The organism is Campylobacter hyointestinalis subsp. lawsonii (genome assembly GCF_013372165.1).
Classification (GTDB): Bacteria; Campylobacterota; Campylobacteria; order Campylobacterales; family Campylobacteraceae; genus Campylobacter; species Campylobacter lawsonii.
In genome coordinates, this window is record NZ_CP053828.1 from 1008197 (window position 1) to 1028663 (window position 20467).

Genomic DNA, 20467 nt, shown 5'->3' on the forward strand with positions numbered 1-20467 from the left:
GATCTACTCCTTGCTTCTGTCGGCTTTTACTTTTTGTATTGCCGCTGCTATGGCTGCGATGACTTCTTCTTTATTGTCTTGATGAGCATCGTGAGTGTGTTCTAGGATATCTTGCAAACGCTCTTCAATATAGCTAGTATCAAAAAATCCACGCCTAAAGTGACGGCGTTTTGAGATAGCTAATAAAAATGGTAAAGTCGTAGTAACGCCTTCTATCTTAAACTCATCTAAGGCACGCTCTAGCTTGCTTACTGCTAGATCATAGCTAGTAGCCTTTACCATAAGTTTTGCTATCATAGAGTCATAAAAAGGCGGTATAGTGTAGTCTTGATATATATGGCTATCTACTCTTACTCCTGGACCTAAAGCAGGAAAATATCCGGTTATCTTTCCAGGGCTTGGGGCAAAGTTTTTCCACACATTTTCAGCTGTGATCCTAGCTTCTATCGATACACCTCTTGGTTTTACCTCGCTTTGTTCTATATCTAAAATCTCACCAGATGCTATGCGGATTTGACGACTTATAAGATCAACTCCTGTGATCTCTTCAGTAACTCCGTGTTCTACTTGGATACGCGTATTCATCTCCATAAAATAAAAGTTATTGTAATCATCTAGTAAAAACTCGATAGTTCCGGCATTTGTATAGCCGACTGCCTTAGCTGCAGCCACAGCTGCGACGCCCATTCTCTTTCTTAGATCTTCACTAATGGTCGGACATGGAGCTATCTCGATGACTTTTTGATGGCGACGCTGTATCGAGCAGTCTCTTTCGCATAAATGTATTAAATTTCCGTAATTATCGCCTAGAATTTGAAACTCTATATGGCGAGGTTTTTCGATGAGTTTTTCCATAAAAACCTCATCGTTGTTAAAAAATGCTTTAGCCTCTCTTTTGCAACTTTCATAGTTATTTTCAAGCTCGTCTTCGCTCCAAACCTCACGGATACCGCGACCGCCACCGCCACCACTTGCTTTAAGTATGACTGGATAGCCTATACGACTAGCATAAGTTTTTATCGTTTCTATCGTTTCATTATTTAGCTTTTCAGTACCTGGAACGACTGGAATTCCATTTTTCTTCATCAAAAATCTAGCGATATTTTTATTTCCCATTTTGCGGATAACTTCAGATTTTGGACCTATAAATATGAGACCCGCATCTTCTACTTCTTTTGCAAAATCATAATTTTCACTCAAAAATCCATATCCTGGATGGATAGCGTCCGCGCCACAAGCTTTTGCTACTTCGACTATTCTTTTTGCATCAAGGTAACCTTTTATAGGATCCTTGCCGATCTGATAAGCTTCATCGGCGACTTTTACGTGCAAACACTCACGATCTGGCTCAGTATAAATGGCAACATTTTTTATATGCAGATCTTTACAAGCTCTAACTATACGAACTGCGATTTCGCCACGATTGGCTATAAGAATTTTATGTATCATTGCTAACCTTTTGTAAAATCTTTGCATAATAATAACTAAATTTGATTATTTTTAGCTAAATTTTGGCTTATTTATCTAGTAAAAATGTAACAGTGTTACTTGATGATACGTAAAAATTTAAAACATCACTGAAAATGCAAAATATATTGAAAATAATGTGTATAATGAACTTTAAAAGGCACAATCAGACAACAATATACTTATGATTAAAACTCTACTTTCAACAACATAAAGCAGAGTGTAATTTTTTACAAATTAAAGAAAATTAGTTATTTATATGATTTAAATAAATTTGAATGAGATCCAATACGAACTAAACATAAAGTATTATTTTCTATTTTATATATCAAAACACAATCAGGCTTTAAATGACAATCAAAATAGCCTTTGAAACTACCAGTTAATGAGTGATTTTTATATTTTTTAGGTAATTCTATTTTATTTATAAGATATTCTATGGCTGTAGATAACAAATCAATATCAAAACCTTGCTTAACAAGCTTTTTATAATCCGCTTTAAACGAATTTTCGTAATAAATATCTAACATTAGCTATTTAAATCTTTAATCAAATCATCTACGGAATTAAACTTTTTAGATAAATTTACACCTTTTTCTATATTATTGATAGATTTTAGAGTATCATCATTTAATTCATATTTGCTATTATCAAAAGTAGATAAATATTCTTTTAAGGCTTCTTTTATATAAAAAGATTTACTTCTATTTGTTGATTTAGAAAGCATATCGACAGAATTAAATAAATCATCATCAAGTCTTACTGATATAGTCATTTTAAATCCTTTGTATTTTTTGTAATACAAGTATAATAAATCAAAGCTTAAAGCAAAATTATTACGTCTAAAAAACTCATAACCCAAAGGTCGGAGGTTTAAGTCCTTCTCTCGCAACCAAATAAGAATTAATTTTATCGCACTTAAATTGATTACTAAAAACAAATTTATGGCTTCTATAATTTTTAACTAAAGGAATTCTTAATAATCTTTTATTATCTCCTAAGACTCATTCATATCTATTTAAATTTATTTTAACCATTATTTAGTTGCGTTAGATTGCTTATGCTTTATATATCTAATGGCTAACAATTTTTAACTGCTCTCCCTATTTTTCATACTCTAACTACATAAGATATTATTTGATAAATTTAAAAAACTTAATACTAAGTTGATAAGCATAGTATCAAGTTTTTTAAATTTATCTTGACAAGATTAGCACTCTTTGATATAATGTGCTAAAAATTTAAGGAGATAAAAAATGGCAAAAAAAGAATTTCAAACCGAAGTAAATGACCTACTAAATTTAATGATTCACTCGTTATACTCAAACAAAGAGATCTTTTTAAGAGAGCTTATATCTAATGCTAGTGATGCTTTAGACAAATTAAATTATCTATGCTTAACAGACGAATCCTATAAGAGTTTAAACTATACTCCAAAGATCGAACTTAAAATAGATAAAAATGCAAAAACTATTACCATAAGCGACAATGGTATAGGTATGAATGAAGAAGACCTTGCAAACAATCTAGGAACGATAGCAAGAAGCGGAACCAAAGGTTTTTTAAGCTCTATGAGCGGTGATGCTAAAAAAGACAGCTCACTTATCGGACAGTTTGGAGTCGGATTTTACTCTGCATTTATGGTAGCAAGTAAGATAGAAGTGATAAGCCGCAAAGCACTGAGCGATAAAGCTTATAAATGGAGTAGCGACGCAAAAAGTTATGAAATAGAACCATCTTCAAAAGATACTCAAGGATCTGATATCGTGCTGTATCTAAACGATGATGAATTTAGCGATTCTTTCCGCATAGAAAGCATAATCAAAAAATACTCAAATCATATCCCATATCCTATTTTTATGGATAAAGAAGAGTGGATAGCTCCAAAAGATGGAGAAAAAGAAGGACACTACGAAAACAAATACTCTCAAATAAATAAAGCTTCAGCTCTTTGGAGATTGCCAAAATCAAATTTAAAACCTGAAGATTACAACGACTTTTATAAACAAATAAGCCATGATAGTAGCGATCCACTTATGCACATACATACAAAAGCCGAAGGAAAAATAGAATACACTACCCTATTTTACATTCCAAGCGTTGCACCATTTGATCTATTTAGAGTAGATTATCAAAGCGGTGTAAAACTATATGTAAAAAGAGTGTTTATCACAGATGACGCAAAAGAGTTGCTTCCACCGTATTTGAGATTTGTCCGTGGTATTATGGATGTCGAAGATCTACCATTAAACGTGAGTCGTGAAATTTTACAAGAAAACAAGATATTAGCTAGTGTAAAAGAACAAAGTGTTAAAAAGATACTATCTGAGCTTGAAAAAACATTAAATAATGATAGAGAAAAATATGTCAAATTTTACTCGCTTTTTGGCAAGGTATTAAAAGAAGGACTTTATGGATTTAATTCAAATAAAGATGAGCTTTTAAATTTGTGTTTGTTTAAATCAAGCAGTAGAGATGGGTTAGTAAGCCTAAAAGAGTATAAATCAGCAATGAAAGAAGATCAAAAATCCATATATTACATAAGCGGTCAAAACGAGAAAATGTTAAGAAACTCACCGCTCCTTGAAAACTTTAAAGCAAAAGGTATAGAAGTGCTTATCTGTGACGAAGAGATAGATACTATCGTAATGCCTATGGTATATGAATTTGACAAAACACCTATAAAACCGGTAAATAACTCAGACATTAACGACGAGATAAAAAGCGATGAAAAAATAGATGATACACTATATGCAAAATTACTAGTAAAAATCAAAGAGGCATTAAAAGATGAGATCAAAGATGTAAAAATTTCAAGCCGCTTAAATGACTCAGCAGCTTGTCTTATATTTGACAAAAACGATCCTGATTATGCTATGCAAATGATGTTTAAACAAATGGGAGAAGTTGCCCCAAAAGTAAAACCTATCTTAGAGATAAACCCTAAACACGAACTATTTGCCAAGCTAGAAAACAATGAGCTTATGGTAGATGACATCTCAAATTTACTTCTAAATATGGCAAAAATCAGCGAAGGAATACCAGTAGATAATCCAAGCGAATTTGCCAAAAAACTCACAAATATAATGGTAAAAGCATTGTAAATGCAAAGGAGAGTCTAACTCTCCTTTTATTAAAGTTCGATCTTTGCTAATATTTATCACGCTTATTTTGATTTTACTTTTTTAAATTTTTAATAAATTCTTTTAAAATTATTATAGATATTTTATATTTATATTATACCTTATTTTAATATTTTTATTTATTGTATTATATGCTATGACAAATATTTTTTATTAAAACCAAATTTAATAGAGCTAAACTATACAGACGTTATTAAATTGATGAATAAGTTATAGAGATTTAAACATTACAAACAAGATTATGATATAAAAAAAGAAGATATCATAAATAAAAATTTACTTTATACATTGCTTTTTATCAAACAAACTAATTATGTTGCTTTACCGCGTCTTGCAGATCTGCTATATGCAAAGCGTACTTAGTCAGTGTCATACAGCTCTTTTGGCAACCGTAGCACCATTAAAGAGCTTGAGCGCTACTGATTTCACGCTACTTATAGCTAAAATATCAGTAAAAATATGACTAGCAGATGACGCAGATAAATTTAGAAGATTAAGTCCGAATTTAGATAAATCCGGACTTGTAAATTTAAATTTTCATAGTTCCTGTTTTAGTGTAGCGATCATGCCAACTAAGAGCTTCGCTTAAAATATGAGGCGTATGACCTGCTTTTGGCTCTTTGCAAGCACGATCAAAATAATCTTGCAACATTTGTCTATAGTCTGGATGAGCGATAGCTATCATTTTTTTAGCACGCTCTTTTGGAGATAAACCGCGTAAATCAGCAAAACCATACTCTGTTACGATCACCATAGAATCGTGTTCTGTATGATCTAAGTGGCTCACAAAAGGAACTATAGCAGAAATCGCTCCGCCTTTTGCTATAGATGGCGTTAAAAATATAGAAAGATATCCATTTCTAGCAAAATCCCCACTACCGCCTATGCCGTTCATTATCTGAGTTCCCATTACGTTTGTTGAATTTACATTTCCATAGATATCAGCTTCAAGCATTCCATTCATTGCGATCACGCCAAGCCTACGGATAATCTCTGGACTATTTGAAATTTCTTGAGGGCGTAAAACTATATGTTTTTTATAAAATTCAACATTATCTCTAAAATCCTTGACTCCATCAGGGCTAAGCGACAAAGCAGAAGCAGAAGCAAAATCGACAACTCCATTTTTTATAAGCTCTAGCATTCCATCTTGTATCACTTCAGAATAACAATCAAGCCCACTATACCCAGCTCTTTGAAGTCCAGCTAAAACAGCATTTGCTACGTTTCCGATACCACTTTACAAAGGCAAAAGCTTACCTTTTGGCAAACGTCCAGCAGTCTCTTCTGTTTTTAAGAAATCAACCACGTGATCTCCTATAGCTATAGAGATATCATCAAGTGGCGTAAATTTATTTAGTCTGTCTTCAGTCGAGCTTAAAACAACGCCAACTACCTTAGAAAAATCCACTTTCATATAAGGACTTCCTATTCTATCTCTAGCAGTTTTTAGCGGTATAGGCTCTCTATGTGGAGGAAGTGGTTGTAAATAGACATCGTGAAAACCATCAAGCTCTTGTGGTTGATGAATGTTTAGCTCTAAAATAATTTTGTCTGCATAGTTTAGCCAAGCTTGATTGTTTCCTACTGAAGTAGTAGGAATGAGTTCTCCATTTTCAGTAATTCCAGAAATTTCAATTACAGCAAAATCCATGTTACCAAAATACCCAGCCTCTACTTGCCAAGCCAAACTTGAAAGATGAACATCAAGATATTTTGTCTCTCCTGAATTGATACAAGCTCTCATACTTGGATCTGTATTAAAAGGCGTTCTAAAGCCCACTGCTTTAGCTTTTGCTAACGCTCCATCAAGATCTACGTCTGTGCTGGCGCCAGAATAGATATTTATTTTATATGGTTTTCCAAGCTCGTGTAAATTCTCGGCTTTCTTAGCTATCGCTAAAGGCACATATAGCGGACTTCCAGCGCCGACAAAACCACTAAAGCCAACTGTAGAGCCATCACCTATCAAAGCCGCTGCTTCATCTGCTTTGATTATTTTGCTTAAGAACCTTGCATCCTTGATACGACTAGTGTCTGTAATGGTGTTATCTATCATTTTTATCCTTTAAACTTAAGTGATTTGATTATAACAATTTTGCCGTAATTTTTATCATTAAATTTGTTAGTAATAAAATATTTTAAGTATATTTTTAGATATAGATTATGTGTAAATATGTAACTTATTGTATTTTCCAAAATGTTTCAAAAGATAACTTTATATAAATTTAGCTATAGCGACAAAAAATGATTAAACGATAAATTATTTAAATTTGCATCATCAAAATCGCTTTACCATCTGTGCTTCTTCTAAAAAACAGCTCGGTTTATAGTCTATTTTTCTGATTTTATCATATTTTGCATAGCTAAGATACAGCTCGTCACGCGCCCTTGTAACTGCTACGTAAAATAGCCTTCTTTCTTCTTCTAAGCTCCCGCCCATTCCCATAAGTTTTAAATTTGGAAAACGATTCTGTGCTAGATCTACAACAAAAACTTGTCCAAACTCAAGCCCCTTACTAGCATGCACGGTTAGTAAATTTACGCCTTCGCCTTCGCTCATCTCAGATCTACCAAGCGTCAAAAAGTTATAAAATATATCACAATTACTATGGCGCTTACTCATTTCTAAAAGCACTTTTGCTTTTGCGTAAATTCTATTTACTGCTTCTTTTTTAAGCTCTTCATTGATATTTCCGTTTTTTAAAGTGGCTCTTTTATGTGCTAAATACTCTACTATGATGCCATAAGCTTTTGAGTTTATGGCAGAATTTACTATTCCATAAGAGTTTGTTTCGTTTTGAATTTGCTTTAAAAGCTCATAAAGACTTGATAAAAAGATCGCCCCATTGTTGTTTAAATTTGAATAATTCAGCACCGGATTACTCATAAATAATGGATCAAGTCCAAGACCAGCAAATCTTGCACTATCCATAAATTCGCTAAAATCGTCAAAAAGCCCGAGCTGGTAATTCTTATTTTTTTTCTCATACACTTTCGCGTTTTTATCCGGATTTAAAAGCCCTTTTACGATATCATTATCTCCTAAAACTAAAAGCGCATCAAATATCTCCTTAGCAGCTGCATTTCCCACACCGCGCACGTATTCAAATATATGGATAAACGCCATAATATCTTTTGGATTAACAAAAATTCCTATCAGATCTATAAGCGCTTTTATCTCTTTAGCTTCAAAAAAACTAACGCCGCCCTTTCTTTTACACGCAATGCCTTGCTCTTTTAAAGCGACCTCAAGTCCGTCCGCGCTTGAATTATTGCGAAAAATTATCGCTATATCATCTTTTTTATATATACTATTTGCCACCATCTCAGAGATATTTTCATATTGATGAAATAGCTCTTCATAAACTAAAAGCTTTGGGGCTTTAAAATTCCCCACGCGACTTACAGTAAGCTCTTTTGGATAAAGACGAGGATTATTTGAAATAACCTTATTTGCAAGAGCAAGTATCTTTGAGCTACTTCTATAATTTATATTTAAAGTATGAATTCTAGCATCCTTATAACGCTCACTAAATCCACCTATGATATCGATATTTGCACCATTAAACGCATATATACTCTGGTCAAAATCACCCACGCAAAACAGACTTTTGGTCTTAAAAGCATCTATCAAAGAGCCTTGAAGAGAATTCGTATCTTGGTACTCATCGACTAGGATTTCATCAAATTCTATCCTTGCTCCCTTTCTTAGCTCACCTCGCATTTTGATTAGCAGGTCATTAAAATCGGCGTAGTTGAACTTTGCTTTTTCATTTTCAAACTCACGCAAGATATCTTCATAAATTTCTGCGTACTGTGCCTGATCTTCATAATTTATGCTAAACCAATCAGCAAAGCTTTCGTTATTTACACAAGAGTTGCAAAAAAGCGAGTAAATGTCATAAAGATAAGCTCCGCTATAAGCTTTTACTTCGCCTATTCTATGAAACTCGCGCCTTTCTACTAAGCTTTTTAAAAGCGTTTTGAGCTCACTTGGCTGCTTTAAAATGACGCCTTTATTTAGCTTTTTTAAAAGCAAATTTGATACTGAGTGAAAAGTTCCAGCAGTGACTAAATTTACTATTTTTTTATCAAAAAATCTTCCAAGACGCTCCAACATCTCGCTTGAAGCCTTGTTTGTAAATGTAAGAAGCAGAATTTTTTCTGGTTTTATACCTAAATTTAAAAGATGAGCTATGCGAGCAACGATCGTACTGGTTTTTCCAGTTCCTGCACTAGCTATGACTAAATTTCGTCCCATTGAAGTCGTAGCTGCGCTGTATTGTTCGCGATTTAGTTTTGAAAGTGGCATAAAACTCCTTTAAAAAGCGATAATTCTAGCCTCTTTTTACTAAATTTATAATAATACAAACCAAAAAAACATAAATTCTCAATTTATAAGTGTAATATTCAAATCCTTATAGCCTACGTATATGCCATAATTACTCTAATCTAAATCAAAAAATATATAAATCAAACAGAGCAGACATCGGAGTCATAACGACCCCGAAATATACAAATTTACTTTTTAGGAGCGGTCATATCTTCAGGTTTTACCCACTCATCAAACTGAGCAGCTGTCAAAAGACCTAAATTTATAGCTTCTTCTTTTAAAGTCGTACCGTGCTTATGAGCAGTTTTTGCTATTTTTGCCGCATTTTCATATCCGATATGCGGATTTAGCGCAGTTACTAGCATAAGGCTTTCATGAAGAAGTTTATCTATTTTGGCTTCATTTGCAGTGATTCCTAAAGCGCAATGATCGTTGAAGCTAACCATAGCGTCGCTTAAAAGACGAATACTCTCAAGCAAGTTATGAGTAAGTACAGGTTTAAATACGTTTAGCTCAAAGTTACCTTGAGACGCAGCCATCGCAACGCTTACGTGATTTCCTGCTACTTGGACGGCTACCATGGTTACGGCTTCGCATTGAGTAGGATTTACTTTACCTGGCATGATAGAGCTTCCGGGTTCGTTTTCAGGGATATTTATCTCACCGATACCGCATCTTGGACCGCTTGCTAACCAACGAACGTCATTTGCTATTTTCATTAAATTTGATGCAAGTCCGTTTAATGCACCGCTTAAGAAAACTTCTGCATCATGACTTGTTAAGCCGTGGAACTTGTTTGGATGAGATTTAAACTTAAACTCTGTTTTTGTTAAATCGTTCAAAACTTTGCTCACCATAGGACTAAAATCAGGATGAGAATTTAGACCCGTACCAACAGCAGTTCCGCCTATTGCAAGTTCTTCTAAAAACGGCAAACTAGCTAACACTTGAGCTTTACTAGCTTTTAGCATATGAGCATATCCGCTAAACTCTTGACCTAAGGTTAAAGGAGTAGCGTCTTGTAAGTGAGTTCTACCGATTTTAACGATATTAGCAAATTCTTTGCTCTTTGCTTCAAGTGTAGCCAAAAGCTTATCAATAGCTGGGAAAAGCTGTTTTTGAAGCTCTAAAACAAAAGCGATTCTCATAGCTGTCGGATAAGTATCATTTGAGCTTTGACCTTTATTTACATCATCATTTGGATGAACTAATTTTTTTGTTCTAAAATCCTCACCTAAAAGCTCAGTAGAGCGGTTAGCGATAACTTCGTTTAAATTCATATTTGATTGAGTTCCGCTACCTGTTTGCCATACTACAAGTGGGAAATTTCCATCTAACTTACCACTTAAAATTTCATCGCAAGCCTCGCCGATAGCTTTTGTTTTAGCATCATCTAAGCGACCAAGTTTGTTATTTACGATAGCGCAAGCCTTTTTAAGATAGGCAAAACCCTCTATAACCTCGCTTGGCATTGTGCCTTTGCCAATTTTGAAATTTTCTAAACTTCTCTCAGTTTGAGCTCCCCAATACTTGTCGTTTGGCACCTTAATCTCACCCATTGTGTCTTTTTCAATGCGAAATTCCATAATGCTTCCTTTTAAAAAAATATATTTTTCGATTATATCATTTAAATTTAAAAATAAAAATTTAATTTCTAATTAAAAATTGACAAAAGTAATTTTTAAGAATATGACGCATTTACGTAAGTATGTTATTAGCTAAATTTAGATAAAATCTAGCATTTTTTAAATTTAAAGGTAAATTTATGGCTGATTTTTATAATCCAAAAGAAGTTGAAGAAAAATTCTATAAAATTTGGGAAGAGCGTGGGTATTTTGAGATAGATGCAAACTTAGATATCTTAGAAGAAGATAAGAAATTTTGCATAATGATGCCACCGCCAAACGTCACAGGAGTCCTACATATAGGGCACGCTCTTACATTTACTTTACAAGATATAATGACAAGATACAAAAGAATGGATGGCTTTAAAACTCTTTGGCAGCCTGGACTTGATCACGCAGGAATCGCTACTCAAAATGTGGTTGAAAAACAGCTTTTAGCTAGTGGGGTTACAAAAGAACAGATCGGACGCGAAGAATTCCTTAAAAAAACCTGGGAATGGAAAGAAAAAAGTGGCGGTACGATAGTGCATCAAATGCGACGTCTTGGCATAACACCTGCTTGGAGTAGAGAGCGATTTACTATGGATGCTGGGCTTAAAAATGCTGTAAGAAAAGCTTTTGTAAATTTATACAATAAAGGCTTGATAGTTCGTGCAAACTATATGGTAAATTGGTGTACGCACGATGGCGCCCTTAGCGATATAGAAGTAGAACACAAAGCAAATAAAGGCAAACTTTATCATATAAAATATCCTATAGTTGATAGCGATAAATTTATAATAGTCGCAACTACTAGACCAGAGACGTACTTTGGCGATACCGCCGTCATGGTAAATCCAAACGATGAGAGATACAAAGAGCTTGTAGGTAAATTTGTCACTCTTCCTATCATTAATCGCCGCATACAAATCATAGCCGATGATCACGTAGATATGGACTTTGGAACAGGTATAGTTAAAGTCACTCCGGCTCACGACACGAATGACTATGAAGTCGGTAACAAACACGGCTTAGAGTTCATCACGGTATTTGATGAGAAAGGTATATTAAATGAGCAGTGCGGTGAGTTTGAAGGACTAGAAAGACTTGAAGCAAGAGATAAAGTAGTAGCCAAACTAGAGTCTTTAGGCTTTGTAGAAAAGATAGAAGACTATGAAAATCAAGTCGGATACTGCTATCGCTGCAAAAATGTAGTAGAACCATACATATCAAAACAGTGGTTTGTCAAATCTACTATCGCCGATGAAGCTATCAAAAGCGTAAATAGTGGCGGAGCTGAGTTTTTCCCATCTCATTGGATAAATAGCTTTAATGCGTGGATGAGAGAGCTAAAAGACTGGTGCATAAGCCGTCAGCTATGGTGGGGACATCAAATTCCTGTATTTTACTGCGAATGCGGACATGAGTGGGCAGATGAAAACGAAAAACCACTCAAATGCCCAAAATGTGGCGGAAATAAATTTACTCAAGACAAAGATGTTCTTGATACGTGGTTTAGCTCAGGACTTTGGCCTATCTCAACACTTGGCTGGGGAAATGGTGATGCGCTGAAAAATGAGAAATGGTTTGATGAAGACTTGAGCGAATTTTATCCAAATTCTATGCTTATAACAGGATTTGACATACTATTTTTCTGGGTTGCTAGGATGATGTTTCAGTGTGACAATGCAACTAACAAACTTCCGTTTAAAGACATCTATCTTCACGCTCTTGTCAAAGATAAAGACGGCAAAAAAATGAGTAAAAGCAGTGGAAATGTGATAGATCCACTTACTAAAATAGACGAATACTCAGCCGATATCTTGCGTTTTACTCTTACTTTACTTTGCGTGCAAGGTCGCGACATTAGACTTAGCGAAGAAAAAATGGTATTAGTAAGAAACTTCACAAATAAGCTTTATAACGCTAGTAAATTCCTACTTCTAAACGCGGATAAATTCCCTGATTTTGATGAAAATAGTATAAAAACAGAACTTGGTAGATATATGCTAAGTCGCTTTAAAAGCTGCGTAAATTCACTAAGATCAAATTTAGACATATACAGATTTAATGACGCAGCAAATGACATATATAAATTCCTTTGGGATGAGTTTTGCGACTGGGGTATTGAGCTATCAAAAGTAGATAAAAGTAGTGTGATCGAGCTAGGAATGATATTTAAAGAAAGTATGAAGCTACTAAGCCCGTTTATGCCTTTTATCAGCGAGTATTTATATCACGAATTAAGCGGTACAAACTTAGAAAATTCTAGATCCATAATGGTGATGAAATACCCTAAGATCAGCACTCCAGATAAAAAAATAGTCGAAACTTGGAGCGCAGTCATAGAAGCTATAGTAAGCTTAAGGCGTGCAAAAGCGACTATAGATCAAGGCAATGCAAAAGTACAAAAAGCTTATATTAAATTTAATAATAAAATAGATATAAACGGAGTTACAAATTACATCAAACTACTTGCAAAATGCGAAGAGATAGAGCTAACAGATGAGATAATCCCAAATTCCGCTAGAGATGTGAGCGAGAATCTTGAGAGTTTCGTACCGCTTGATGGCGTAGATACCGCCCCTATCATCGCTAGACTCATTTCGCAAAAATCAAAGCTTGAAAAAGAGATAGCTAAACTTGAAAATATGCTAAATAATGAAAAATTCGTAGCAAACGCTCCAGAAGCCGTCTTGAGCGCTAACCGCGAAGGCCTAGCCACCGCAAAAGCTAAATTTGAAAAAGTCGTAAGCGAACTCAAAGTTTTAGGTAGATAAAAATAGACTTTTATTAAAGATGGATTATGAATTTAGGTCGTATTATTTTAGCAGGTTTATTATTTGTCGTTACTATGTCGGCTAAAGATATAAATGTAGTTATTTTTCTAGCCGATAAAGCTAAATTTGATAGTGCTTTTATAATCACTAGCGGTTTGCAAAAAACACTTGAAAAAGATGAAAAAGCAGATATCGAGCTTGTTTTAGGTGGAAGTTCTGTTGAAATTTTTGCTAGCAGATCCAAAAAAGATCTAGAAATGCAAGAGAAAATCAAATCACTTATAGCTATGCCAAACGTCAGAGTAGTGGCTTGTGATGGAGCAATAAAAAGAAACGGTATCAATGTAGCTTGGCTAAGCGATGGTATAAAAACAGTCAAAGCAGCACCAAAAGAAGTAGTTTTAAGGCAGCTTGATGGATACGCGGTATTGCAACCATAAAAAAGGAACGTCATTGATAGAAATTAAAAATTTAAAAAAATATTATGGCAAAAATCTCATCATAAATAATGTTAGTTGTGAGATAAATAAGGGTGAAATATTCGCTATCGTCGGTCATAGCGGTGCTGGTAAAAGCACGCTTTTGCGCTGTATAAATGGGCTTGAGAGCTATCAAAGTGGCAGCCTTAGGGTCTTTGATAAAGAGATTTCTAAGCTAAATGAGTGTGAGCTAAGAGAGCTTAGAAAAGATATCGGTATGATATTTCAACACTTTGCTTTGATGAGTAGAAAAACGGTTTTTGAAAATATCGCCACACCGCTAAGACTATGGAAATTTGATAATAATTATATAAATAAAAGAGTAAATGAGCTACTTGATCTAATAGGATTAAAAGATAAATCTAGGAGCTATCCAAGTCAGCTAAGTGGCGGCCAAAAGCAAAGAGTTGCTATAGCTAGGGCTTTAGCTTTGAAGCCAAAAATCTTACTTAGCGATGAAGCTACAAGTGCGCTAGATCCAAACACCACAAATCAAATTCTAGCACTCCTAAGAGAAATAAATGAGAAATTAGGCATAACCATAGTTCTAGTAACTCACGAAATGGAAGTCGTAAAAAGCATAGCAAACAGAGCTATACTACTTGAAGATGGCGTCATAACCAACTCAGGAAGCATAATCGATATATTCTTAAAACCAAACAAAAATATGAAAACGTTCCTTGGCGAAGAAGAAATTTTGCCACAAACTGGCATAAATATACGGCTTTTCTTCCCGCCAAAAGTAGCGTTTAATACCATCATTACTAGTATGGCAAGAAGTCTAGATATTGATTTTAACATAGTTTGGGGCAAACTTGAACGCCTAGATAAAAATGTCCTTGGAAACCTCGTGATAAATATAAATGAAAAAGACAAAACCAAAGTCATAGATTACATAGAAAAAACAGGTGTTTTATATGAGATAGCAGGAGAAGAGCAATGATACCAAAACTACTTTACGAAGCGACTTTAGATACTATTTATATGACTTTTATATCTACTTTTTTGGCTTTTATAATAGGGCTTGTTTTAGCTATCATCTTAGTTCTTACCAAACAAAACGGACTTATGCCAAATAGGATTATATATTCTAGTCTTGATCTGATAGTAAATGTTCTTAGAAGTTTTCCATTTATCATACTTATAATCGTGCTTTTTCCGCTTACAAAAATCATAGTAGGCACTAGCATAGGTACAAGCGCAGCTATCGTTCCTCTTACTATCGGCTCAGCGCCTTTTATAGCACGTCTTATAGAAAATGCGATGAATGAAGTAGATTATGGCATCATAGAAGCTGCACTTAGCTTTGGTGCAAGTAAATCTCAAATTATATTTAGAGTTATGCTTATAGAAGCCCTTCCTAGTATAATCAACGCCATAACACTCACGCTTATAGTGATAGTAGGATTTACCGCTATGGCAGGCACTGTAGGTGGTGGTGGGCTAGGAGATGTAGCGATGAGATATGGCTTCCAAAGATTTCGTCCAGACATTATGGCATACACAGTCATTATTTTGATAGTATTAGTTCAAGCTATACAGATGATAGGAAACTTGCTTTATAAGATAACCAAAAAATAAATTTAAGTCAAAAAAACTTTTAAAGTGGTTTTTAACTTATCTTGAGCCTTAAAAAATATAAATGCGATTACCTAATGGGTGCTAAAAAATCTTATTTAAATTTATTTTTAAAACAAGGCTCTTTAAAATCAGCAAACACTAACTTTTCACGCTCACACCAAAATACCAAAAAGCATTTTATATTTAAATTTACCACCAAATATTCACAAAAAAATGCTAAATTTACCAAAATAATTTAACAAAAGGCAAAAAATGAAAAAAATCCTTACCATAGCAGGATCAGACAGCAGTGGCGGAGCTGGAGTGCAAGCTGATATAAAGACCATCACAGCTCACAAAATGTATGCTATGAGCGCAATCACAGCCCTAACAGCGCAAAATACAATGGGCGTAAGCGGCGTGAGTGCTGTAAGTGGCGAGTTTGTTTTTGCGCAGATAAAGGCTGTTTTTGATGATATTGTCCCAGACGCTCTTAAAATCGGCATGCTTTTTAACGCAGAGATCATAGAAGCGGTGCGAAAGGCTCTGCTAGAAAATAACGCAAAAAATGTAGTTTGCGATACAGTTATGATAGCTACAAGTGGGGCAAAACTACTTGAAGATGACGCTATTGCTGCGCTTTGGGGGCTTTTTGAGCTAAGTAGTGTGATTACGCCAAATATTGCTGAGGCTAGTGTTTTGGCTGGATTTGAGGTGCGAGATATCGCTACGCAAAAACAGGCTGCAAAGGCTATATATGAGCGTTGCGGGACTGCTGTGCTAGTAAAAGGTGGTCATTTAAATGCTACTGATATTTTGTGGGACGGGCAGAGCTTTAGCGAGTTTGAAGGCGAGCTAATTGCTACAAAAAACACTCACGGCACTGGCTGCACATTAAGCTCAGCCATCGCTTGTGGTCTAGCAACTGGACTAGAGCTAAAAGAGGCTATAAAACGCGCAAAAAGCTTTATAAACAAAGCACTTAGCTGGAATGAGCAAATCGGTCATGGAAATGGCGCGATAGATCATTATTTCAATATCAAAGAGCTAATATAAAGCTTTAGCTACAAAGTCACAAGCAAGGAACACTATTTACCCACCCCTCCCACTACGCTTTTTTATCTATCTTTTACTAGTCAAATAAGCAAAAAAGCCTATATCAAATTTACTCAAACGGCATAAATAAATTTCGTGTAAATAATTTTTTAAGTTTAAATTAATAGGGGGGGGTATAATTACAAATAATTTTTTAATAAAAAAGGGGAAATATGAAAAAATATATTGCTTTTGCGCTTTGTGCGTCAGTGTTTTGTGGATGTGCTGGCTCTGTCTTAGGTACTTCAAAATCACAGATGGACTTTAACCAAGAATTTGCAAATCCAAACTGCCAAAGCACAGACTTCTTGCAAAAACAAATGGAGCAAGTAAATAAAAATGATGATCCTATTTTTGTAGCCATTAACGCAGGTAGCATTGCTAGGTCTTGCGGGGATTTTAATAAAAGCAATGAGTTTTTTGACCTTGCTGAGAGTAAATACAAAAATGATGTGGATTTAGAAAGCGTAGGCAAAAAAGGAGCAAAGCTTGTAACAAGCTTAGTATTGAGCGATACTTTTAATGACTATGATGGAAATATGTATGAAAGAATAATGGTAAATACTTATAAAGGATTTAACTTTATGAGTCTTGGAGATTATGAAAATGCTAGGGTTGAATTTAATAGAGTAGCACTTCGCCAAGAGGTGGCAAAAGAATACTTCAAACAAGAAATAGCAAAAGAAAAAGAAGAACAAGAAAAAGCTAAAAAAGACCCTAACTACACAAAAGAAGTCCAAGACGGCATCAAAGAAGTAAAAAGCGAATATGAGCACCTTTTTGATGGGTATAATGTAGCAAAGGAATTTACAAACCCTTATGCTAGCTACGCTCAAGCCGTTTTTAGTTTTATGGATAAAGACTATGCAAAGGCCATAGATAAATTTAAAGAAATCTCAGCGATAAATAAAAAAGCAGTGCCTTTTGAGAAAAACTTTAGCAAAGCAGCAAATAGCGTAAAAGGTGGTAAAAACTACATTTTCTTAGCATTTGAAGATGGGTTAGGCTCTAAAAAAGATGAGTTTAAGCTAACAATTCCATTGCCAATAAATGGCAAGATAACAGCTACTTCCTTAGCCTTTCCAAAAATAGTCAAGCGAGATGCTGACCTAAAAACAATTAGTTTAAATGGAGAACAAAGCTTTGAAATAGCAAATTTTGATGATATTTTTGCTACAGAGTTTAAAATAGAACTTCCTGGGATTATACTAAAAAGCGTAATGTCTAGCGTAGTAAAAGGAGTAGCAGCTGGTGCGGTTGCAAATAATACAAGCGGTATTGGTGGTGGCTTAGCTAGTCTAGGGGCTGGAGCCTTGCTATCAGAAATAAATAAAACCGATACTAGAAGTTGGCTAAGTCTGCCAAAAACAGCAAGTATAGCTATGGTAGAAAATACGGGCTCATATATCATCAAAGATAGTAATGGCAACGAAATTTCAAAAGGCAATATAGAAAAAAATAAAAACGCTCTAATCTGGGTTCGCTCTGTAGCTGGTGCTGAGCCTCAGGTAGTGGTAATGGAAAAATAATGAAAAAATTTGCTGTTTTATTATTTGGCTTGTTATTTGTAAGTTGTGCTAATAATCAAGATGTGGTTTTAGAAGACCGCATCTATGATTCTAGCTTAGTAAGCTTTGAGAGTATCGATATGGATATAGTAAGCGACATTAGAAAAAAGTTTAACGCTCTTGGGCTTTTACAAGCTCAAGTTATCTTAAAAAGTAAATTTGATAAAACCATTTTTTATAAAATTGACTGGCTAGATGATAGTGGATTTGTCCTTAGAAACTCCATAGATGAGCACTATCATAGTATCGAGCTTAAAGCCCATAGAGAATTTGTGCTAAATAAAATCGCACAAGACAAAAGAGCAAAAAGTTTTAAAATTTATTTCACTTCAAAAGGATCAAAATGAAAAAATCATTTTTAGTTTTAGCAGCTGCTTTTGCACTGCTTTTGACAGGTTGTAACCAGCAACCAAGCGTAGGAAACACTAGCGCAGGCAGTAGTGGCGATACAAGCACTATGCAACTAAGTGGCGATGACTTTGAGCTAGCAGCTGAGACTATGATAAATAGTTTGCTTAGTGACCCGGCATTTGCCAATGCACCAGCTGGGGTAAGAAAGGTAGTAGCTATCGGTAGAGTTAAAAACGACACCGCTCTTCGCATAGATACAGAGAAGCTAACAGCCAAAATCACAAGGGCGATGAGACAATCTGGCAAATTTGTGCTAACAACAGCAGTAGCAGCTGGTGGGGCGCTTGATAGCATGAGTGAAGATGTAAGAGAGCTAAGAGATAACGATGAGTTTAATCAAAAAACAATCGCTAAGAAAGGCACTATGGTTGCACCTGATTTTTCTCTTTCTGGTAAAATTCGCCAAGATAATATCCAAGTTGGCGGAAAAACTAGAGTTGAGTACTTCTTTTTACTTCGCTTAACTGACTTAAATAGCGGTCTTGCCTACTGGGAAGATGAAAAAGAGATCAAAAAACTAGGCAGCTCAAAAAGCGTGAGCTGGTAGAAATTTGATTTAAAATTTGGGAATTCTAAAATTCTACCTTTGTTTTAAATTTTTCATTTTAGAATTCCTAATATCTGCATTTAAAAACTTAAATTTACTTTCAAATAAAGGACACTAAATGAAAAAAACATTGTTATCACTAGCAGTTTGTGCAACTCTAGCTTTTGGGATGGGGGATAAAACGGCTGAGGTTATAGAGCCTGGCACATTAGAAAAAGAAATAAATAATGCTAAAAAACCAAAAAAAGAAAATATGGAAGATCTTTTGCAAAAAGCGAAAAGAGAAATGGAAAAGAAAGCAAAAAGTCGTGGATTTAAAATAACAGTGTATACTGCTACTGCTTCGGTTGATGCTAGTCCTGATGATAGTCAATATTTTGATTATCTTACTTCGGCATACAATCAAGCTGTTTTGGAACTAAAAGCACAAATGGTTTTAGCAAAAGCTGGAAAAGTAGCTATTAATGAAGCATATAAATATCATAAAAAGACAATACCAGATGACATGCTTCAAAAAGAATTAGAAAAGCAAGTAAATAGTGAGCTAGATGAATTAGAATCAAATTCTAAAATAGAAGATATTTTCGGTTTGGTTACAAAAGTTATCAATAAAGCACTAGGCGAAAAACCAGAAGAAGAAAAGAAAAAATTTGAAGCAGAAGTTTCTCAAAATATTTTTAATAAGGCTTTTACTGAAGGTTTCACAAAAGAAGGCTTTGATAGCATACAAGGGCTAATTCCATATGAAAACTTCATTATAACATCTAGTGAAAATGGAGAGATTGAAATAGGTGTTTTAGCATATACTACTCAAAAATCTTTACAATTAGCTCGTGATTTAGCCGCTGGTAAGCAAAGTGCTAAAATAGAAGATGCAGCTCAATGTAAAAGTGCTGAGGATATAGTAGATGCATTAGAAGATGAGCAATTAACATCTACTTTTGGTTTGAAATTTTTCTATAATGAAAATTGCCGTCCTGCCTTAATCGCTTATGGTATAGATAGCTTTATCAAAGAAGATGGTATGAATGCTGATTATAGAGGAGAAGCCAAAGAAAGAGCAAGGGGCATGGCTGATAAGTTTATTTCAAATTTCTTAAATTCTAATGTAGATGCTTTTATTAAAGACACCAAAGTACAACAAAAAACAGTAGATGCTATGAAAAAAGCAGCTAGGCAAGATGGCAAAACTACAATGGGGGCATCTAAAAAAGAAAAGAAAAATGCCATAATAAAAGAAATGTCAAAAGATTTTGCTAGCTCGTCATCTATGAACTTAATAGGATTGGAAGATGCTAGAATTTGGAATGTAGATTTTGGGGATAGTGAAGTTGTGGGTGTTATAAGGTATTATTCAATGGATAGTATTAATGTAGCTAATGATAGCTTTACTTTAAAAGAGGAAAAGCCTAAAAAGATAAAAACACAAGCTGGTGTTAAACGCACTACAAATATTGAAGTAGATGATTTTTAGAGG

Annotated in this window: 18 protein-coding genes; 11 read left to right on the top strand and 7 right to left on the bottom strand. The window is 34.6% G+C overall.

The window, feature by feature from the left end; genetic code table 11:
* Window positions 1-3: 3 nt before the first annotated feature.
* From CHLWT_RS05145 to CHLWT_RS05155, 3 genes are all read right to left on the bottom strand, one after another.
* Window positions 4-1449 carry an acetyl-CoA carboxylase subunit A gene (locus CHLWT_RS05145; protein WP_063998110.1) on the bottom strand — a complete coding sequence of 482 codons (1446 nt, stop codon included), beginning with the start codon at window positions 1447-1449 and terminating at the stop codon, window positions 4-6.
* Window positions 1450-1718: 269 nt separating this feature from the next.
* Window positions 1719-1997, bottom strand: coding sequence for a type II toxin-antitoxin system YafQ family toxin (locus CHLWT_RS05150; protein WP_112000016.1), 279 nt, complete (start codon window positions 1995-1997; stop codon window positions 1719-1721).
* Window positions 1997-2242 (bottom strand): ribbon-helix-helix domain-containing protein, encoded by a 246-nt coding sequence (locus CHLWT_RS05155; RefSeq protein ID WP_034961476.1) that lies wholly within the window; start codon window positions 2240-2242, stop codon window positions 1997-1999. The genes CHLWT_RS05150 and CHLWT_RS05155 overlap by 1 nt, the downstream gene beginning before the upstream one ends.
* Window positions 2243-2723: 481 nt before the next feature.
* Between CHLWT_RS05155 and htpG the strand changes: the two genes are divergently transcribed.
* Both htpG and CHLWT_RS05165 read left to right on the top strand, forming a co-directional pair.
* Complete coding sequence (gene htpG, locus CHLWT_RS05160; protein ID WP_111970764.1) at window positions 2724-4571, top strand: molecular chaperone HtpG; 1848 nt, start codon at window positions 2724-2726, stop codon at window positions 4569-4571.
* Between the two features lie 352 nt (window positions 4572-4923).
* Complete coding sequence (locus CHLWT_RS05165; protein WP_170253207.1) at window positions 4924-5073, top strand: hypothetical protein; 150 nt, start codon at window positions 4924-4926, stop codon at window positions 5071-5073.
* 66 nt (window positions 5074-5139) lie between these two features.
* Here CHLWT_RS05165 and CHLWT_RS09365 read toward each other — a convergent pair whose 3' ends face one another.
* The 4 genes from CHLWT_RS09365 to fumC form a co-directional block, all read right to left on the bottom strand.
* On the bottom strand, window positions 5140-5754 hold the full coding sequence (locus CHLWT_RS09365; RefSeq protein WP_217903979.1) for an acetyl-CoA hydrolase/transferase C-terminal domain-containing protein: 615 nt from the start codon (window positions 5752-5754) through the stop codon (window positions 5140-5142).
* Window positions 5755-5850: 96 nt separating this feature from the next.
* Entirely contained in the window at window positions 5851-6669 is an 819-nt protein-coding gene (locus tag CHLWT_RS09370; RefSeq protein WP_217903980.1) for a sugar phosphate isomerase family, read from the bottom strand.
* 222 nt (window positions 6670-6891) lie between these two features.
* Window positions 6892-8925 (bottom strand): ATP-dependent helicase, encoded by a 2034-nt coding sequence (locus CHLWT_RS05175; protein WP_112000017.1) that lies wholly within the window; start codon window positions 8923-8925, stop codon window positions 6892-6894.
* Window positions 8926-9134: 209 nt separating this feature from the next.
* Entirely contained in the window at window positions 9135-10532 is a 1398-nt protein-coding gene (gene fumC / locus CHLWT_RS05180) for a class II fumarate hydratase (protein ID WP_112000018.1), read from the bottom strand.
* A 179-nt stretch (window positions 10533-10711) separates the two neighbouring features.
* Here fumC and CHLWT_RS05185 point away from each other — a divergent pair, with 179 nt between their 5' ends.
* The 9 genes from CHLWT_RS05185 (at window position 10712) to CHLWT_RS05225 (ending at window position 20464) form a co-directional block, all read left to right on the top strand.
* The gene (locus CHLWT_RS05185; protein WP_112000019.1) at window positions 10712-13330 is read left to right on the top strand and encodes a valine--tRNA ligase; all 2619 of its coding nucleotides are present in this window, start codon (window positions 10712-10714) and stop codon (window positions 13328-13330) included.
* 26 nt (window positions 13331-13356) lie between these two features.
* Window positions 13357-13770 carry a DsrE family protein gene (locus CHLWT_RS05190; RefSeq protein WP_112000020.1) on the top strand — a complete coding sequence of 138 codons (414 nt, stop codon included), beginning with the start codon at window positions 13357-13359 and terminating at the stop codon, window positions 13768-13770.
* A gap of 13 nt (window positions 13771-13783) precedes the next feature.
* The gene (locus CHLWT_RS05195) at window positions 13784-14752 is read left to right on the top strand and encodes a methionine ABC transporter ATP-binding protein (protein WP_112000021.1); all 969 of its coding nucleotides are present in this window, start codon (window positions 13784-13786) and stop codon (window positions 14750-14752) included.
* Window positions 14749-15390, top strand: a complete 642-nt coding sequence (locus tag CHLWT_RS05200) for a methionine ABC transporter permease (protein WP_063998096.1) — start codon at window positions 14749-14751, stop codon at window positions 15388-15390. The genes CHLWT_RS05195 and CHLWT_RS05200 overlap by 4 nt, the downstream gene beginning before the upstream one ends.
* Window positions 15391-15642: 252 nt before the next feature.
* Complete coding sequence (thiD, locus tag CHLWT_RS05205; RefSeq protein ID WP_112000022.1) at window positions 15643-16425, top strand: bifunctional hydroxymethylpyrimidine kinase/phosphomethylpyrimidine kinase; 783 nt, start codon at window positions 15643-15645, stop codon at window positions 16423-16425.
* Window positions 16426-16637: 212 nt separating this feature from the next.
* On the top strand, window positions 16638-17993 hold the full coding sequence (locus CHLWT_RS05210) for a COG3014 family protein (RefSeq protein ID WP_112000023.1): 1356 nt from the start codon (window positions 16638-16640) through the stop codon (window positions 17991-17993).
* Window positions 17993-18379 carry a YcfL family putative periplasmic lipoprotein gene (locus CHLWT_RS05215; RefSeq protein WP_112000024.1) on the top strand — a complete coding sequence of 129 codons (387 nt, stop codon included), beginning with the start codon at window positions 17993-17995 and terminating at the stop codon, window positions 18377-18379. Before CHLWT_RS05210 ends, CHLWT_RS05215 begins: the two co-directional genes overlap by 1 nt.
* On the top strand, window positions 18376-18990 hold the full coding sequence (gene lpoB / locus CHLWT_RS05220) for a penicillin-binding protein activator LpoB (protein ID WP_111948209.1): 615 nt from the start codon (window positions 18376-18378) through the stop codon (window positions 18988-18990). Before CHLWT_RS05215 ends, lpoB begins: the two co-directional genes overlap by 4 nt.
* Window positions 18991-19108: 118 nt before the next feature.
* Entirely contained in the window at window positions 19109-20464 is a 1356-nt protein-coding gene (locus CHLWT_RS05225; RefSeq protein WP_112000025.1) for a DUF6844 domain-containing protein, read from the top strand.
* The last annotated feature ends 3 nt before the right edge of the window (window positions 20465-20467 follow it).

What these genes read in the sequence shown, in the direction of transcription:
- CHLWT_RS05145 (WP_063998110.1), bottom strand. Translation starts at nt 1,449, where the DNA reads ATGATACATAAAATTCTTATAGCCAATCGTGGCGAAATCGCAGTTCGT.
- CHLWT_RS05150 (WP_112000016.1), bottom strand. Translation starts at nt 1,997, where the DNA reads ATGTTAGATATTTATTACGAAAATTCGTTTAAAGCGGATTATAAAAAG.
- CHLWT_RS05155 (WP_034961476.1), bottom strand. Translation starts at nt 2,242, where the DNA reads ATGACTATATCAGTAAGACTTGATGATGATTTATTTAATTCTGTCGAT.
- htpG (WP_111970764.1), top strand. Translation starts at nt 2,724, where the DNA reads ATGGCAAAAAAAGAATTTCAAACCGAAGTAAATGACCTACTAAATTTA.
- CHLWT_RS05165 (WP_170253207.1), top strand. Translation starts at nt 4,924, where the DNA reads ATGTTGCTTTACCGCGTCTTGCAGATCTGCTATATGCAAAGCGTACTT.
- CHLWT_RS09365 (WP_217903979.1), bottom strand. Translation starts at nt 5,754, where the DNA reads ATGCTAGAGCTTATAAAAAATGGAGTTGTCGATTTTGCTTCTGCTTCT.
- CHLWT_RS09370 (WP_217903980.1), bottom strand. Translation starts at nt 6,669, where the DNA reads ATGATAGATAACACCATTACAGACACTAGTCGTATCAAGGATGCAAGG.
- CHLWT_RS05175 (WP_112000017.1), bottom strand. Translation starts at nt 8,925, where the DNA reads ATGCCACTTTCAAAACTAAATCGCGAACAATACAGCGCAGCTACGACT.
- fumC (WP_112000018.1), bottom strand. Translation starts at nt 10,532, where the DNA reads ATGGAATTTCGCATTGAAAAAGACACAATGGGTGAGATTAAGGTGCCA.
- CHLWT_RS05185 (WP_112000019.1), top strand. Translation starts at nt 10,712, where the DNA reads ATGGCTGATTTTTATAATCCAAAAGAAGTTGAAGAAAAATTCTATAAA.
- CHLWT_RS05190 (WP_112000020.1), top strand. Translation starts at nt 13,357, where the DNA reads ATGAATTTAGGTCGTATTATTTTAGCAGGTTTATTATTTGTCGTTACT.
- CHLWT_RS05200 (WP_063998096.1), top strand. Translation starts at nt 14,749, where the DNA reads ATGATACCAAAACTACTTTACGAAGCGACTTTAGATACTATTTATATG.
- thiD (WP_112000022.1), top strand. Translation starts at nt 15,643, where the DNA reads ATGAAAAAAATCCTTACCATAGCAGGATCAGACAGCAGTGGCGGAGCT.
- CHLWT_RS05210 (WP_112000023.1), top strand. Translation starts at nt 16,638, where the DNA reads ATGAAAAAATATATTGCTTTTGCGCTTTGTGCGTCAGTGTTTTGTGGA.
- CHLWT_RS05215 (WP_112000024.1), top strand. Translation starts at nt 17,993, where the DNA reads ATGAAAAAATTTGCTGTTTTATTATTTGGCTTGTTATTTGTAAGTTGT.
- lpoB (WP_111948209.1), top strand. Translation starts at nt 18,376, where the DNA reads ATGAAAAAATCATTTTTAGTTTTAGCAGCTGCTTTTGCACTGCTTTTG.
- CHLWT_RS05225 (WP_112000025.1), top strand. Translation starts at nt 19,109, where the DNA reads ATGAAAAAAACATTGTTATCACTAGCAGTTTGTGCAACTCTAGCTTTT.